15 protein-coding genes are annotated in these 15,463 nt (G+C 39.1%); 9 read left to right on the plus strand and 6 right to left on the minus strand.

Translation table 11 applies throughout. The features are described from left to right. Positions 1–22 precede the first annotated feature (22 nt). The 4 genes from CA2015_RS00960 to CA2015_RS00975 all read right to left on the minus strand — a co-directional run bounded on the left by CA2015_RS00960 (position 23) and on the right by CA2015_RS00975 (position 3,981). Positions 23–334 carry a hypothetical protein gene (locus CA2015_RS00960; RefSeq protein ID WP_157470237.1) on the minus strand — a complete coding sequence of 104 codons (312 nt, stop codon included), beginning with the start codon at positions 332–334 and terminating at the stop codon, positions 23–25. A gap of 812 nt (positions 335–1,146) precedes the next feature. After that, positions 1,147–2,151 carry an ABC transporter permease gene (locus CA2015_RS00965; RefSeq protein ID WP_048640196.1) on the minus strand — a complete coding sequence of 335 codons (1,005 nt, stop codon included), beginning with the start codon at positions 2,149–2,151 and terminating at the stop codon, positions 1,147–1,149. Next, positions 2,148–3,116, minus strand: a complete 969-nt coding sequence (locus tag CA2015_RS00970) for an ABC transporter ATP-binding protein (protein WP_048640197.1) — start codon at positions 3,114–3,116, stop codon at positions 2,148–2,150. Before CA2015_RS00970 ends, CA2015_RS00965 begins: the two co-directional genes overlap by 4 nt. Positions 3,117–3,123: 7 nt before the next feature. After that, the gene (locus CA2015_RS00975) at positions 3,124–3,981 is read right to left on the minus strand and encodes a COG1470 family protein (RefSeq protein WP_048640198.1); all 858 of its coding nucleotides are present in this window, start codon (positions 3,979–3,981) and stop codon (positions 3,124–3,126) included. Positions 3,982–4,224: 243 nt separating this feature from the next. Here CA2015_RS00975 and CA2015_RS00980 point away from each other — a divergent pair, with 243 nt between their 5' ends. The 9 genes from CA2015_RS00980 (at position 4,225) to CA2015_RS01020 (ending at position 13,422) form a co-directional block, all read left to right on the plus strand. Next, positions 4,225–5,052, plus strand: coding sequence for a LytR/AlgR family response regulator transcription factor (locus CA2015_RS00980; protein ID WP_048644284.1), 828 nt, complete (start codon positions 4,225–4,227; stop codon positions 5,050–5,052). Between the two features lie 105 nt (positions 5,053–5,157). Continuing rightward, positions 5,158–5,538, plus strand: coding sequence for a hypothetical protein (locus CA2015_RS00985; protein WP_048644285.1), 381 nt, complete (start codon positions 5,158–5,160; stop codon positions 5,536–5,538). Positions 5,539–5,765: 227 nt separating this feature from the next. Further along, on the plus strand, positions 5,766–6,368 hold the full coding sequence (locus CA2015_RS00990) for a Uma2 family endonuclease (protein WP_041934894.1): 603 nt from the start codon (positions 5,766–5,768) through the stop codon (positions 6,366–6,368). A 158-nt stretch (positions 6,369–6,526) separates the two neighbouring features. After that, entirely contained in the window at positions 6,527–7,129 is a 603-nt protein-coding gene (locus CA2015_RS00995; RefSeq protein WP_048640199.1) for a Uma2 family endonuclease, read from the plus strand. A 205-nt stretch (positions 7,130–7,334) separates the two neighbouring features. Next, on the plus strand, positions 7,335–8,573 hold the full coding sequence (locus CA2015_RS01000) for a DUF6786 family protein (RefSeq protein WP_048640200.1): 1,239 nt from the start codon (positions 7,335–7,337) through the stop codon (positions 8,571–8,573). Positions 8,574–9,396: 823 nt separating this feature from the next. Then, positions 9,397–10,317 (plus strand): alkaline phosphatase family protein, encoded by a 921-nt coding sequence (locus tag CA2015_RS01005; RefSeq protein WP_053086628.1) that lies wholly within the window; start codon positions 9,397–9,399, stop codon positions 10,315–10,317. 63 nt (positions 10,318–10,380) lie between these two features. Next, entirely contained in the window at positions 10,381–11,532 is a 1,152-nt protein-coding gene (locus CA2015_RS01010) for a TIGR03364 family FAD-dependent oxidoreductase (RefSeq protein ID WP_048640201.1), read from the plus strand. Between the two features lie 2 nt (positions 11,533–11,534). Beyond that, positions 11,535–12,227, plus strand: a complete 693-nt coding sequence (locus CA2015_RS01015) for a phosphonatase-like hydrolase (RefSeq protein ID WP_048640202.1) — start codon at positions 11,535–11,537, stop codon at positions 12,225–12,227. A 451-nt stretch (positions 12,228–12,678) separates the two neighbouring features. Beyond that, the gene (locus tag CA2015_RS01020; protein ID WP_048640203.1) at positions 12,679–13,422 is read left to right on the plus strand and encodes a hypothetical protein; all 744 of its coding nucleotides are present in this window, start codon (positions 12,679–12,681) and stop codon (positions 13,420–13,422) included. Between the two features lie 132 nt (positions 13,423–13,554). Here the strand turns inward: CA2015_RS01020 and CA2015_RS01025 are convergent, their stop codons facing one another. Both CA2015_RS01025 and CA2015_RS01030 read right to left on the minus strand, forming a co-directional pair. After that, positions 13,555–14,694 (minus strand): 1-acyl-sn-glycerol-3-phosphate acyltransferase, encoded by a 1,140-nt coding sequence (locus tag CA2015_RS01025; RefSeq protein WP_048640204.1) that lies wholly within the window; start codon positions 14,692–14,694, stop codon positions 13,555–13,557. Positions 14,695–14,851: 157 nt separating this feature from the next. Next, the gene (locus CA2015_RS01030) at positions 14,852–15,457 is read right to left on the minus strand and encodes a 3-keto-disaccharide hydrolase (RefSeq protein WP_084011585.1); all 606 of its coding nucleotides are present in this window, start codon (positions 15,455–15,457) and stop codon (positions 14,852–14,854) included. Between the last annotated feature and the right edge of the window lie 6 nt (positions 15,458–15,463).

Genomic DNA, 15,463 nt, shown 5'->3' on the forward strand with positions numbered 1-15,463 from the left:
ACCTCAATTTAGTATAGGTAGATTAAGCCTTTGGTGGCTTGAAAAAGGATTTAACTAGAATAAAAGGCTTGAATTCTGGTCTATTTCCAGAAATGGTTTCATTTACCTCCTGAAAAGTTAAGGGAGGGAATTCAACTTGCTGAAATACAAAGCCCGGACAATGGCCACAGGTAAAGAAGGGAGAACATAATCCCGAGCTGGGAAAAGCACCTTGTACAGGATCCTCAGTACAAGAATGACGAACATCATCCGCGCAGCTTTCCGATGGAGGGCAACAAGGCAGTATGGATAGAGAAAGCACAATAGGTATCATTACGGCTATGAATAACCTCATGATAAAAAAGTGCCTTATGTTTATTTGTTTCATTTTCTGGCTACCTATTGATCGAAAATAAAATTTCCGTATTAGTTAATTTGCTAAGCAAAGTTATGGAATTCTTTTTCCATTAACTCGGATTATGTAAAAGGATTCGTAATCAGGGATGTAACCGCAAGAAAATCAGGCTATTTTGAAGTGGTTCCCCACGTAACAGAAGACCTATTGCATAATTCCATCTAACTTAATTTAATAAGGTGGTTTTATTTACGTTGAAGACCAACATTCTGGGACATGATAGCTGTTTTTGCTCATTTTCTCTGTTCATTTTTGGCTTGACCCAAAAACGAACCAAAAAAGTCAAGGCTGTCAAATCTTATTTCAAATGATGGAAAAGAATTGTAGAATAGACTTCATATACGGCGCCATCATTTGATTTTTGAAGCAGCATTACAGGCTAAAAAAGAGTGGATCTCTTTGAGGAGCTAACTCTTTTTCTTAACGCCCTCCATACTGCTCCAAAAACCATAAGCTTTGAAGGCCGGAAAAAGCCTGACACTTTATACTCTCCAAGTGTATCCGATTGTAGACAAAAAATACGGTATTTATTAACAAATACTAATGCTGCCTTTCAAAGGTTTAAATTATAATTGTTTCGACTTTATTTTACTGCCTCAATTTTAACCCGAAATAGGCAATAGACATTCTATTACGTACTGAAATCGCTTTAAAATCAGCCACTTGGTTGCTGTTTGGAGGTTTCATCTTTGAGACGAAAAGCTTAAACCTCCAAACAGCTTTATTTATATAAAACAGGAAAAAAGAGATGCTTAGGTTCTTATTTCTCTTCTCATAAATAGGTAATAAGAAAAGGCAAAGCAAAGTAAAGTAGCTGCTATCAGCCCTGTTAATTGTGGCCAAACAATCAGCAGGCTATCTCTGATTGAAAGTGGTGAAGGAATGGCCCCAGCCATTTGTTCCATAGTAACAGGCCCCAAACTCCTAACAGAAGGCATTAACAAGGTAGTGGTAGCATCTGCATAGAGTTGACTTGGTGCAAGTCGAAGAAAATTCAATATCATTTCATTGAGGTGCATTACTTGCATTTGAGACAATTCACCAGAACCTGAGGTTAGCATGGTAACCACCATATTGATAACTATCTGATAGAATACCGTGAAAAACAACCATATGCCAATAGCTGTAAGTGCAGAAGTTGATGCCTGTTTAAAGACAATGGAAAGTAAAATAGAAAGTCCTAGCCAAAAACCTACATAAACAGTACAGAGCAGCATAAAACATAGAATTCTTACCAGCTCTTCAACTTCTATCATTACCCCAGTAATGAGCATTCCTCCTCCAATCATCAATAAAGAGAGCGAGAGCAACAAGGTTCCTACCAGAAGCAGGGAGCTGACAAATTTGGACAAAAGCAAATTGTCACGGTAAACGGGCTGAGCCATAATCCGTGTCAATGTACCGTTTTGTTGTTCCGAATTAATGGCATCAAAGCCAAGGCTGATTCCCAATAAGGGGCCTAAAAAATTAAGAAAAACATGAAACGGTGGCAATGTCCCTTCTGTAGTTGTCAGTATTTTAAGGTACAAGAAAAGGCTTTCCATATCTTTGACCTTTGCCACGGTGTCTTTAATATTGTTCATGGCCACCGCAGTTGCCCCCCAAAAGGTAAGCACGATAAGTACCAATAAAATAATAAACCTCCAACTGCGAATATGACCAGCGACCTCCTTTCTCACCAATATCCAAAAGGGGTTTCGCCGATTTTCATCGCGCATAGAAGCATTCTTATCCAACGCATTTATGATTCCTTTCATTGATTTATAGTCTCCTTTATATTGTTTTCAAAATACTTTTGATAAATATCCTCTAGTCCATATTCTTTCTTTTGGACTCCTGTGATAGGATATCCTTTTTCCACCAAAAACCGGACAATATCAGGTGTAATATCCTCACTTCCTGAGATCCAAACATCATGGGAATCAACGGAAATTTCCTCAATAGAAGGTAACTGAAGTAACTCTGTTTCATCTTTCCATGGCAGGTCAATGGGGTTTTTGAAGGTTACATTTACCTCAAAGGATTTACCAGAAAAAAGGCGGTTAGAAAGCGAAGCGATATCCCCTTCGATCAGAAGTTCACCTTTCACAAAAATCCCAACCCTATCACAAACCTGCTGCACCTGATGAAGGTGATGGGATGAAAGCAGAACTGTAAGTCCTTTTTCCCTACTTAACCGTAAAATAAGAGACAAAAACTCTTTAACCCCACGCGGATCAATACCTAAAGTAGGTTCGTCCAATACCACAACCTGAGGTTTTTTGATAAGCACTTCTGCCAAACCTAAGCGTTGCTTCATTCCTCTTGAATAGGCTGCTGTTTTTTTATGAATGGCATCTTCTGGCAAGCCGACCATTTCCATTACGGCTATGGCGTCTTTTTCGACTTCACTGCGTGGAATCCCATTCAATTCCCCGATATACATCAGGTTTTCCAAGGCAGACATATTATCGTAAAACCCAACATTGTCTGGCATATAGCCCACGACTTTTTTTACAGCTATGGGATCATTGGTGGAATTAACCCCACAAACATGAGCCGTTCCAGCACTGGGCTCAGTAAGCCCCATCATCATCAGAATAGTGGTCGTCTTTCCTGCCCCATTTGGGCCCAACAGGCCAAATATTTCGCCTTTATTTATGGTGAGATCCAATTCATTAACCGCAGTGAAAGTGCCATATTTTTTCGTAAGGCCTTTCAACGCTATTACCTGCTTATCCATGACCTTTTTATCTTCTTCCGAACTTTCGAATCAGTACATAAACAAATCCTACGGCGATCAATATTATCAAAATACCGATACCTCCAGACAATAGGGATGTTTTTACTGTCACCCTATAGGTTGCCGTACTTGTGCTTTCTGAGTTTTTGGCAGTGAACTTACTTACATAATCTCCTGCCAAAGTTTTATTAGGAACTGATAAAGTAGCAATCACATCTGCACTTTTTCCAGGCTCAAGCTCTTCCAATTCGGAGGGAGAAAAGCTTACCTCCCATTTTGATGGGGTATTCGAAGTAAGGGTTATTTCATTTAAGGGAAGTGAACCTCTATTGATTACTTTTAAGTGAATTTCAGTATTTTTTCCTTCAGTAATTTCACCACTTAAACGGCCTGAAGGGGTAGTTAGCTCTAAATCATAGGCGCCTTCCACAACTGCCTCAAGCTCCAGTTCCATCGAATCTTTTCCGGATTTTGCGAATACAGGGAAGCTATACTTTTTGGGAGCTGCATCATGGGCAGGCTTCACCTCAACATTGAGACTTTCCGATTTACCAGGTTCCAAATTAATAGAGGTGACTTGGCTTCCTCTGGCCTTAAATACCAGCCTCCAGCCTTTAGGGGCTTCAGCATTGAGTTCATATACCTTTACCTTGTCAGAGTTGTTTTTTAGGGTTGTCTGAAAACGAAAGGTCTCATTAACAGGGGCTTCTATATTGAATAAGCGTGCTGTAAACGAGGATTCAGAATTTGAATCTTGTGCTGAAACCGCAATTGGATGAAGGTGAAACAAAAGGACTAATAACAATGGAAAAAACCATCCCTTGCCCCTTCTGAGGCCTTTTTTTAGTAAATAAACGGCTGACATAATAATAAATAAGTGAAGTTTATAAATTAAATTAATAAAGTAAAATCTCTGTCTATTTATCGTATGATAGCTATTTTGATAGCGGGTTCAATTATAAAATCGAAGAAAAAAAAATACAAGCAATTAACTTTTTTTAACAATTCTATACACGGAAAATTCTTCTCCCCACTAACCCCCAATTTTCAGAAAAATGTCTTGGTGATTTTTAGGGTTTTCACCTTACCATTGTTTAATTTTAAGGCGATGACTGACAAAAATAATCTTTTAAATTCAGATTTTAACCTACTCAACCACAACTGGAAGAAACTGGTTTTGATAAGCTTTTGTACCCTTTTTTCTATCCTCTTCATTAACCTCTATACACCATTCAGGATAGATCAATGGGAGGCAGATCAAGGCCTGTCCCAATTTTTTAGACTTTCAGGGTTTGGAATTATCGGCGGAGTGGTAATAGGTCTATCACAACTGATTATTAAGCCTATATTATTCAAAAGAGAACATAAAGTGGTTCACTTTATCCTCTGGACAATTGCTGAAATTCTGGTATTATCACTTGTTTTCTATGGATTGTATGGCAGCCATGGCTCCAACTTTTTTTCTGAATATTTTATTAGCCTGAAATATACTTTTCTGGGGCTATTGATCCCCTATACTTTGGCTTTATGTTTCATCTTCATTTTTAACAAACAACAGGAAAGCCAAAAACAAGCGGAACCTGACACCTTTATCAATAAGATAATAAGCTTAAAAGATGAATACGGAAACAACAGGTTATCTTTAAAATCATCCGATATACTATTTATCGAAGCGGCAGATAACTATTCAATTATTTATTACAGGGATAGTGACACCATCAAAAAAGAGATGCTTCGGAATTCTTTAAAAGCCCTCTCTGAACAACTTAAAGACTTCGCCATAAAAAGGTGCCATAGATCTTATCTGGTCAATGTGCAAAATGTAAAATTGGCAAAAAAAGCTTCAGGTAAAGTCAGCCTGCACTTGGAAGGCAGCGTGTCAATCGTCCCTGTATCACGCAAATTCACCCCTGAGTTCGATCACTTATTGCACTAATCCCTGTCACTCACCCCTAAATAGAGGCTTAAAACCCTATTTTTCATACTGCATCTGAAAGGCTCATACCTTTGTTTCATTATGTATAACCAAAAACATCCTATCATGAAAAATTTAAGTGCAGTATTACTCTTATTATTCACCGTATCATTTTTTAATACGGAGGTGATGGCCTTTGAAATACCTTCTAAATATGAAGGCACATGGGCATACGAATGCTATGACGCTCCATACCCTTATCACGAAGGCACTGTGCATATCGCTTATAAGGACAAAGCAACCACGGTAAAGATTACTTTTAAAAACGGTCAATCCGTTGCAGGAAAAAATGTAAATGTAAAAGATGGAAAATTATCCTTTGAGGTAAATGTGGAAGGAAATGTGGTAAAAACTATACTGGAACAGAAAGGCGATAAAGTAACTGGTAAGGCCAATTCACCTGAGGGCGTTATGAACCTGGTGATTAAGAAAAAGGCGGAAAAATAAACGTTTCGAGAATTTACTTTTTCTTAGAAAAAAACAAGCCCAAAGTCTATAAGCTTTGGGCTGTTCCTATTTTTAAAAAGAAAATCCAATTAAAATTCATGATTTTAATAAACACAGGCCTAGCTACTTACAGTTTTGTTTTCCTTTACAGTCTATCCTTTTTGTCCACTAGCGATTTTAACCAAATTTTGTTATCTTTATTAGTTAAGCTCGGTTTATGCAAAAAGATGGAAAAGTCAAAAGATAAAGTCAAAGAACCCTTTTCTGCCTATGGAAGCTACTCCTATGCAGACTACCTCTCCTGGCAATTGGATGAGATGGTGGAATTGATTCGGGGAAAAGTATTCAGGCAGGCGGCAGCAGCTCCTCGTAGAATCCATGAAGAACTTACGGTAGCCTTGGTTACGAGAATTCATGGATATTTAAAAGGAGGAAGCTGTAAGGTGTATACCGCCCCCTTTGATGTGCGACTTCCGGTTTCTTCCAGAAAGCACAAGGATATCGATACTGTAGTGCAGCCGGACCTCTGTGTGGTCTGCAATTCGGAAAAGCTGGACGAATTAGGCTGTGTGGGTGCCCCGGACTTGGTCATAGAAATTCTCTCCCCTGGAAATAATAAAAAAGAACTGCAATTGAAATATGAGGTGTATGAGGCCTCCGGAGTCAAGGAATATTGGGTGATCCATCCTGATGAACGCACCTTGTTGATCTATACCCTGGAAACCGGAAATTACCGTCCTTCTCGGTTGTACACCATGGGAGATAGGGTCAAGTCGGAGGTTCTCCTCGGATTTGAATTGGATTTGGATGAGGTGTTTGGGGAATTGTAAGTTCAAACGATAACAATAAGATCTCTTTATAACTGAGGAATATAAATTAGAACTATATAATTGTTAATTGAGGATTACATACAATTACAAACTTTATCTACCGATTAATTCGTTCAAATCTTGTTATCTTTATTAAGCAACTTCGATTTGTGTGAAAGATGGAAAAGTCAAAAGATAAAGTCAAAGAGCCCTTTTCTGCATATGGAAGCTATTCCTATGCAGATTATCTTTCTTGGCAACTGGATGAGATGGTGGAGCTGATCCGCGGAAAAGTATTCAGGCAGGCGGCTGCAGCGCCTAGAAGGATACACCAAGAAGTTTCTATGGTGCTTTCAAATACGCTTTATCAATTTTTAAAAGGGAAAACCTGCAAAGTATATGTAGCCCCATTTGATGTGCGCCTTCCGGTCTCTTCCAGAAAGCACAAGGATATCGATACCGTAGTGCAGCCAGACCTATGTGTAGTCTGCGATCGGGAAAAACTGGATGAATTGGGTTGTGTGGGTGCTCCGGACCTGATTATAGAGATCCTCTCACCCGGTAACAATAAAAAGGAGCTGCAACTGAAATACGAGGTATACGAGTCCTCCGGAGTGAAGGAATATTGGGTAATCCACCCTGACGAGCGTACCCTGTTAATCTATACCCTTGAAGGAGGAAAATACCAACCTTCCCGCCTATTTACCATGGGAGACCGGGTGAAATCACAGGCGCTTGCTGGGTTTGAGTTAGATTTGGATGAAGTGTTTGGGGAATTGTAAGTTCAACTTATTGGCTTTCCATTGACCATCAAAAAAGCATTGCCATTTTAACCCCTTCCTCCATAAACCAAATCACTGTCACATTAATGCTCATTCTATAACTCACTATAAATACGATGGGTATCCATTGTTTTTATAAATTCAATTGTAGCCTTAAAGGTTTAATGCTATTATTGTGGTTAAAACACATAAGAATTAACACAAAATGAACAAATATATCCTTGCTTTTGCCCTTCTCAGCAATTTATCCTTTACTATTTCCTGCTCAGAGCGCCAAAAAGACAATCAGACCATTGAGGACAGTCCAAATAATTTTTTGCAGGACAAAAAGTTTTTAGAGAAATTTGATCCAAATCTTGTGGAGCTAAGTACGGCTGACGAGCAGGCCAAAATCCTGGTATCCCCTAAGTACCAGGGCAAAGTTTTCACCTCTACCGCAGCTGGGGAAAATGGAGAAAGTTTTGGATGGATAAACTATAAAGCATTTGAAGGCCCGTTAGACAAACATATGAATGCCTATGGAGGCGAAAGTCGCCTATGGCTTGGGCCGGAAGGAAACAAGTACTCCCTATATTTTGAGCCGGGAAAAAAAATGGTGTTTGAGAACTGGCACACCCCTGCAGCCATTGACCATGAACCCTGGGAAAAAACCAAGGCTGGCCCGAGGGAAATAGCCATGACCAAATCAACCTCCATTACCAACTATCAGGGAACCGAGTTTAAGTTACAGCTTCAACGTACCGTTGCCCTTCTGGAAAAGGAGGAAATCTTAAAAAACACTGCTTTGACAGCCGATGTTTCTGCCATCAAAATGATAGGCTATACCACCATCAATTCCATTCAAAACACTGGCGATTTCCCATGGACCCCAGAAACCGGAGCCCCCTGCCTTTGGGTTTTGGACATGTTTAGGCCTAGCGCAAAAACCACCATTGTATTGCCTCTCAAGCCAAATGACAGCAAAGAAGGACTTACCACCAACTATTTCGGTGAAATTCCAGAGGAAAGAATTGCCATCACAGAAAATTACTTATTCTTAAAGGCCGATGGCTTAAGCAGAGGCAAAGTGGGAGTATCCCCCGAAAGAGGCCTCCCTATGGCTGCCAGCTATGACCATCTCAACAAATTATTGAGCATCACTACCTTCAATATTTCGTCTGAATTGCCCTACCTTAATCAGGAGTGGAACACCGATGCTGATCCTTTCAAAGGGGATGCGGTCAATGCTTATAATGATGGCCCCTTGGAAGATGGTAGCCAGATGGGTCCCTTTTACGAATTAGAGAGTGTTTCTCCAGGAGCTTTTCTTTCTCCCGGCCAAAGAATGGAGCATTTCCACAACGTATACCACTTTACCGGAAACGAAAAGGAATTAAATGAAATCACCCAGCAATTATTGGGGATTTCTATTGCAGAGATAAATGGGGTGTTTGGTAATGATTAATTGTTAATTGTTAATTGTTAATTGTTAATTGTTAATTGTTTTTTAAGGTATATACTTCAAGAATCTATTACCGGTGTTTGGGTTTGTTGAAGCACCAGTACCTGACCCTGTCAAAGATCCGGTGGCTGAGCTTGTCTAAATACCGGCGCCTGAGCTTGTCGAAGTCATCGAAATTTTTAACCGAGAATCCATTTGTTTATTCACTTCGGTGTTCAGGCTGCGCCTGACACTAAAGTGAACTGAAAAAGTCAGGGTTCTAATGTAACCTTGTATATATGAATGTGTATTTCTCCTAAATCAATGCATTTGGTCAATGCAATAGTTTAATTCTAACTGTCTGAAGAAGCCTGGAGGGCTTCAACCCGAAATATGCAATAGACAATCAATTACGTGCTGAAATCGCTTTAAAATCAGCCACTTCGTTGCTGTTTTCAATTTCACCATAGCGGTGTTATGCTAAAATCTCCAAACAGCCTGATTTTCTTGCGATTGCAACACTCATCACGAATTCTATTACATAATCCGGCTTCAACAATAATAACCATGGGTGAAACCCGTGGACTGTAAGAATGCTTCTACTTGATTTTGGCGGTATTGTTGCTTTTTTTTCTGCAACAATGCTGACAAAATCATATCGCAACCAGCTAATGGCCAACTCTTTTAAAAATCTACGATCCTATTTATACAATAATATTTAACCATTTAACAAAAAGACAGGATTTAATAAAAGGTCAACATCCTTCTGCTCACTGGTTTTTTATATATTTATCAAACGGGAATTCCCCCTTAAAAAAACAATTCTTAACAAAAACCCTATCCACAGATGATAAAAGCAAAGTCAACCCTGCTCCTTCTTTTATTTTCGTTACTGTTTACTATTGGCTGTAAGGAAAAAGCGCCTGTGGCAAAACGAGTAATCATGCTTGGCATTGATGGCTTTTCTCTGGAAGGTTACCAAAAAGCAAAGACACCAAATATTGATGCTTTATTTGCTGATGGGGTGATTTCCACAAGTACCAGGACAGTGATGCCCTCTGTTACCATGCCCAACTGGACTAGTCACCTCACCGGCGGTGGACCAGAGCAACATGGTGTATTTGGTAACAACTGGGAGAAAGAAGACCATTTAATTGCTCCTCAAGAAATGGATGAAAACGGCTATTACCCCTCTATTTTTAAAATTGTAAAGGACAATGTCCCCAATATAAAGACCGCTTTCTATTTCAATTGGAAAAGCCTTATCAAACCGTTCAATAAGAAATACCTCGACGAGCAAAAGTTTGAAGAAGACGATCACTACGATCAAAATTATCAGGCAGCCTTTGATTTTCTCGTCAGTAATCAGGATGTACCTTCCCTGATTTTCCTATATTCTGTGCATGTAGATCATGCAGGGCATGGACACGAGTGGATGTCACCGGAATTTATTACGGCCATTGAGGAAATTGATGTGAAAATCGGGGAGTTTGTAAAGCAGCTGAAGGCGGAAGGGTTATATGAAGACAGCAACTTTTTACTCTTCACTGATCATGGTGGAATTGGCACAAGTCATGGCGGTACATCGGTTCAGGAAATGATTGTCCCATGGATGATCAAAGGTCCCGGAATTAATAAAGGTGTAGCCTTAAATTCTCCCAATTCAAATGCCAACACTTCCGCAGTAGTGGCCAGGTTATTTGGGATTAGGGATACCCCTGAATCCTGGATTGGAAAGGTTCCTTCAGGAATATTTGAGGAGGACTGATTCTTTTTCCTATCAGAATTATGAAGAATCTTTAAAAGTTGACAATAGAAACACAGTCAAGGAATGTTTGATCTTATTGTAGTTGGAGCTGGTGTTTTGGGCACTTTTCATGCCTATCATGCCCTAAAGAAGGGATTGAAGGTAGCCCTGATCGAAAAGGACAATGCTCCACAAGGCGCTACTGTACGCAATTTTGGGCAGGTTATTCCTTCAGGAATGAATGAAAAGTGGCAAGCTTATGGAAGAGAAAGTCTGGCTATCTATAAAGAAATTCACAGCACAATTGACTTAACTGTCAGAAACCAAGGAACAGTCTATCTTGCTTCTGATGCAGAAGAAATGCAGTTGATTGAGGAGCTTGCTTCGATCAATTATTCTAGAAGTTATCCCTCCATTTTGCTTTCCAAGCCAACTTGTTTGGGAAATTTCCCAGGGCTAAGGAGTGATTATGTCAAAGGTGGTTTGTTTTTCCCAGAAGAAATCACTGTAGAGCCACGGCTTATGATTCACCGGCTTCTGAACTTTATGCATGCAAAAATGGGGCTCGCTTATCTCCCTTCCACAACAGTGATCGCTTGCGAAAACAATGGGTCATTTGTAAGGTGCACAACCACCAGTGGTAAAAAGTTAAAGTCTTCAAAAGTTCTTATCTGTAGTGGAAGCGAATTTAAAACATTGTATCCCGCTATTTTTGCAGGAAGCGATATGGAAATTTCTAAATTGCAGATGATGCAAACCAAACCCCAAGCAAAGTCCTATCAACTGCCAGGCTCCCTATTGACCGGAAGATCTATACGAAGGTATGAAGCCTTTCAGGAATGTCCTTCCTATGCTTCTATAAAAAAGAAGGAGGCCAATGATACGCTTGAGAAAAAATGGGGCATACATATTCTTTTTAAGCAGGCAATGGATGGTTCTGTCATTCTGGGAGATTCTCATCAATATACGGACGCCAGAAATAGTGATAAACTGGGATTTGATTTAGACATGGAGATTGATCAATTTATGCTTCAAGAGGCCAAGGCCATAATAGACCTACCCACCTATGATATAGCTTATCGCTGGTATGGAACCTACGCTCAATGTAAAAATGGGGAGCTATATGAAAAAACAATCGATGAAAACATTCATATTGTCACCGGAATAGGTGGAAAAGGAATGACAGGTAGTCCTGCATTTGCTAAAGAAAACATTGAAAAACTATTTAATTTATAAAAATGAAAAACATTAAGCTAGTGGTACTTGACATGGCGGGAACTACCGTGGATGAGGACAATGTAGTTTACAAAACCGTTCAAAAAGTAATCAATGACAAGGGATTTAACGTTTCATTGGAGGAAGTTTTGGCACATGGGGCAGGTAAGGAAAAGCATCAGGCCATAACTGATGTATTGAAAGCATGTACCAATTCCACTGATATTGCAAGCATTGCCTCTGAAGCATTTGCCAATTTTAAACCAACCCTAAAACTAACTTATGAGCAGTTGGAGGTGAAAACTTTTCCTGGGGTAAAAGAAATGATGAAAGGTCTGAGGAGTAAAGGTGTGTTTGTGGTGCTTAATACAGGTTATGACCGCAAAACAGCCTTATCGCTACTTTTGAAATTAGGCTGGGAAACAGGAAAGGACATCGATGGGCTGGTCACCGCTGACGATGTATTGAATGGGCGACCCCAACCAGACATGATTTACAAAGCCATGAAGATATGTGGCATTACAGAGTCTCAAGAGGTACTGAAAGCAGGAGATTCTACCATTGATATTGAAGAAGGTAAAAATGCAAATTGTGGTTTGACGATTGGTGTATTGACTGGAGCGCAAAATGAGAAGCAACTAAAAACGGCTCATCCAGATTATATCTTGCCAAGTTTGGCATCCCTACCAGAGGTTTTAGCAGTTAAGGGCGCATAAGTTATTTTATACCTTTATACAATTACCACTAAAGGAAAGCCAGAGAATTCAATTGTGAGATCTCTGGCTTTCTTATTAAACCCGCTTTATCCATAAGGAATTGTAATGAGAACTGAAACTGCAAGAAAATCAGGCTGTTTGGAGATTTAATCATAGCATCGCTATGGTGAAATCGAAAACAGCAGCGTAGCGACTGATTTTGAGGTAGATTCAGGTCGTAATAGATAGGCTAATGCATAATGTGGGTTAAAATAGAAATAGGCTACAATACCATCAGCATCTCAATCTAAGATTACTTTTTAATGTCTTGGGATTTTATTTGATGAGAAAGTCTTTGCTACTTTTTCCTTTCTTTAAAAGAAAAAGAAGCTTCAACAAGACATACACATAGTTTGTTGCGTATAGTGTTTGAATCAATTATTGAAAGCTCTTTAAACCAACATTCTATATTATGAAAAAAATTACCTTGGACTCATTTTTAAGTAAAATGACAGCAAACAAAAAAGCGCCATCAACTAATGGTGCATGGGCACTTTTCTTCTTGCCTCTATTATTGGCAGGTTGCCTCAACACAGTTGAAACGGAACCGGAAATCATCACTGAGCCACCCATTTCTTCACTCATTTCAACAGATACCATTAAGTCTGGGGATTACAAAACCTTCACCATAGGCGCCAATTCTGCGACGGTATATGAATCGGTAAACGATTTGAAAAGTGATATAGGACTTGAATATATAAACATTGTCTCCAACATATATGAAGGAGTAGCTGAATTGGAAGACAAATTGCCACTGTATCACTATATTTTTATGGATGAAAAAATAGGTACCTCTTCCGGTGTTCAGTTAGGAATAAAAAACAATAGCATAGAAACCATCTATTTAAGCAGTGGTCAGGCACTTGAAAAATGGCCTGAAGAACTGTCTCAGTCCGCCATCAGGAAAGGAGATGATATAGCTGTGTTGTATGACAAGCTCAAAACAATCAGCGAAAATGAGAAGTATAAAAGTAAATTTGAAGCCATTAATTTACTGACCAAAGACCTCTCTAAAACCTATGATAGCGAAATGGAAAAATCACCTCAGTGGTATTTTGGATACACATTGGAAAAAAACAAAATGGATGTAGTAAAACTAAATTTCGAGGAAGGTGTTCTGGAAAGTATAATAATCAATCATTACCAGTCCTACTAAGGATAATCTGAATCGATTGAAATAAGTATTAGAAACTTGATTCAGGAATATATTCAATATAAAAACAACCTAGGTTAGAAAGCTTCTTAAAGCCATAAACCTAGGTTATTTTCATTTTAAAAGAATGGGGACTCAAGAAGTTGGTTGAGAAATATTTTGCTTGTGAACAACTGGGTTGGCATACATTGCCAAAAAGTTATGTACCGCAACTTCGTTTTCCATATCTATACCTTTGTGCATTCTTTCTTTAAATGCTTCCATTTCCTCGTTGGTATAATGCGCTGCATATTTACTGGTATTGTTCATAATATCCAGTGCAATATAGTTGGTAGGCCATAACTGGTAATTGTGTACAATCACCCGATCCAATTCTTCTGCAAGTAATTGCAATTGTTTATTTATAGGACCTTCGGTACCTAGCACCTCGTCTATTTCTTCATCGAGTACTTTTCCTACGGAAATATGAATGCGTTTCTTTTGCCCCATAATCCCGCTTACCAGTGTTTTGAAATCTTCATTTTTCTGCTTCACATAAATCTCTTCCCTGGCCTTGGCAAGTAATTCAGGCATTTTAAGTACGTCTGTTGGGTCGTTTTCGTAAGAAATGGATACAGGAACTATTTTCAATTGCTTAAAATAGTCTTTCAAAGGTGTATCCTCACTGGCCAAGGCCAGCATTTTCAACATGCCTTTTTGTGTCAGGTCCATGCCATCTTTGGTTCTGCCTTCCCTCTGAGCAATCCAAACAGACCTGTTTTCTTTCAGCAATGCTTCCCTTATGTATTCAGAATTCAACTTAGAATTTTCAAACATGGCCTTAGGACTAAGTCCTCTAAAAACCACAAAATTACGTGTAATCCTTGATAATGCCTTCAAAAAAGGCTTTTTCACAAGATTATCCCCTATTGCAGAAGTTGTCATCACTAACCCATGTTCGTACAAGGTAGCATTCAGCAAAGAGGTGTCAAGTATAATATCCCGATGGTTTGAAATAAACAGATAGGCTGTATTGGGTTTCAGGTTTTCAAATCCTGAAGTAGATAGTCCATCAGAACTAACTTTTAAAATTTTAAGTACAGCATCGTATATAATTTTTGTTTGAAAGTCTCTGATTGAGTGAATATCGGAAAACATTTCGGCCCATTCTGCCTCTGATCTGTCAGGAAAAGTGAAATTCATTATTGCCTTCATCATGGGATGTTGGCCATATTCTTTCAATGCCTGATTGACTTCATTATCATAAAAAGGTCTTATCGGATCAAATTTAGACATATATCATTATTTTCTAGAGCGCAAATTACTAAAAATGACTCAAAGGTTGGTTCCTTTTGTCAAACAATAGTAGTTGAACGTAAAAAAGCCCCGAAAAGGGGCTTTTTTTCTGTATAATCCTTTGAATCTTGAGACTGTTTGTTCTAAAACAGGCTACTTACAATTCTTTTACTTTGATGTTTTTCCAGGAAATCTTCAGACCTCCACCACTGTGAATCTGAAGTGCCAACTGCCCTTCACCTTCACCAATTTTTTCGTCAGAATAATCTATCATTTCTACGCCATTAAGCCAAGTAGTTACATGGTCATCAACAACACGAATTTTAATATCATTCCACTCACCAAATTTTAGGTTTTTGTCTTTTTCAGGATCTGGTTTGATCAACCAACCACGACCATAAGACTCATATACTCCTCCTGTATCGTCACCTGGAGGTGCCACTTCTACTTGCCAACCGGAAACCTTGGTTCCTTCAAAGTTTGAGCGAAAGAAGATACCACTGTTACCATCCTGATCTTGCTTGAATTGTGCGGTCAATTCAAAGTTTTTATAATTTTTCTCAGTACCAAGATAGCCATACTCCCCGTCAGGGCCACTCTCGGAGACCAAAATACCATCTTCAACATACCATTTTTCAGTACCATATACTGTCCATCCTGTAAGGTCTTTGCCATTAAACAGGTCGGTGCCATCAGATGCGCATGACATTACAAGGACTGCTGCCAACATTAGGCCGCTTGTTTTAATAAGTGTTTTCATCATTGGTTT

It is taken from the genome of Cyclobacterium amurskyense, from assembly GCF_001050135.1.
Classification (GTDB): Bacteria; Bacteroidota; Bacteroidia; order Cytophagales; family Cyclobacteriaceae; genus Cyclobacterium; species Cyclobacterium amurskyense.

What these genes read in the sequence shown, in the direction of transcription:
- CA2015_RS00990 (WP_041934894.1), top strand. Translation starts at nt 5,766, where the DNA reads ATGGAAAAGTCAAAAGATAAAGTCAAAGAACCCTTTTCTGCCTATGGA.
- CA2015_RS00975 (WP_048640198.1), bottom strand. Translation starts at nt 3,981, where the DNA reads ATGTCAGCCGTTTATTTACTAAAAAAAGGCCTCAGAAGGGGCAAGGGA.
- CA2015_RS01005 (WP_053086628.1), top strand. Translation starts at nt 9,397, where the DNA reads ATGATAAAAGCAAAGTCAACCCTGCTCCTTCTTTTATTTTCGTTACTG.
- CA2015_RS01000 (WP_048640200.1), top strand. Translation starts at nt 7,335, where the DNA reads ATGAACAAATATATCCTTGCTTTTGCCCTTCTCAGCAATTTATCCTTT.
- CA2015_RS00985 (WP_048644285.1), top strand. Translation starts at nt 5,158, where the DNA reads ATGAAAAATTTAAGTGCAGTATTACTCTTATTATTCACCGTATCATTT.
- CA2015_RS01025 (WP_048640204.1), bottom strand. Translation starts at nt 14,694, where the DNA reads ATGTCTAAATTTGATCCGATAAGACCTTTTTATGATAATGAAGTCAAT.
- CA2015_RS00995 (WP_048640199.1), top strand. Translation starts at nt 6,527, where the DNA reads ATGGAAAAGTCAAAAGATAAAGTCAAAGAGCCCTTTTCTGCATATGGA.
- CA2015_RS00970 (WP_048640197.1), bottom strand. Translation starts at nt 3,116, where the DNA reads ATGGATAAGCAGGTAATAGCGTTGAAAGGCCTTACGAAAAAATATGGC.
- CA2015_RS01030 (WP_084011585.1), bottom strand. Translation starts at nt 15,457, where the DNA reads ATGATGAAAACACTTATTAAAACAAGCGGCCTAATGTTGGCAGCAGTC.
- CA2015_RS01020 (WP_048640203.1), top strand. Translation starts at nt 12,679, where the DNA reads ATGAAAAAAATTACCTTGGACTCATTTTTAAGTAAAATGACAGCAAAC.
- CA2015_RS00980 (WP_048644284.1), top strand. Translation starts at nt 4,225, where the DNA reads ATGACTGACAAAAATAATCTTTTAAATTCAGATTTTAACCTACTCAAC.
- CA2015_RS01010 (WP_048640201.1), top strand. Translation starts at nt 10,381, where the DNA reads ATGTTTGATCTTATTGTAGTTGGAGCTGGTGTTTTGGGCACTTTTCAT.
- CA2015_RS00965 (WP_048640196.1), bottom strand. Translation starts at nt 2,151, where the DNA reads ATGAAAGGAATCATAAATGCGTTGGATAAGAATGCTTCTATGCGCGAT.
- CA2015_RS00960 (WP_157470237.1), bottom strand. Translation starts at nt 334, where the DNA reads ATGAGGTTATTCATAGCCGTAATGATACCTATTGTGCTTTCTCTATCC.
- CA2015_RS01015 (WP_048640202.1), top strand. Translation starts at nt 11,535, where the DNA reads ATGAAAAACATTAAGCTAGTGGTACTTGACATGGCGGGAACTACCGTG.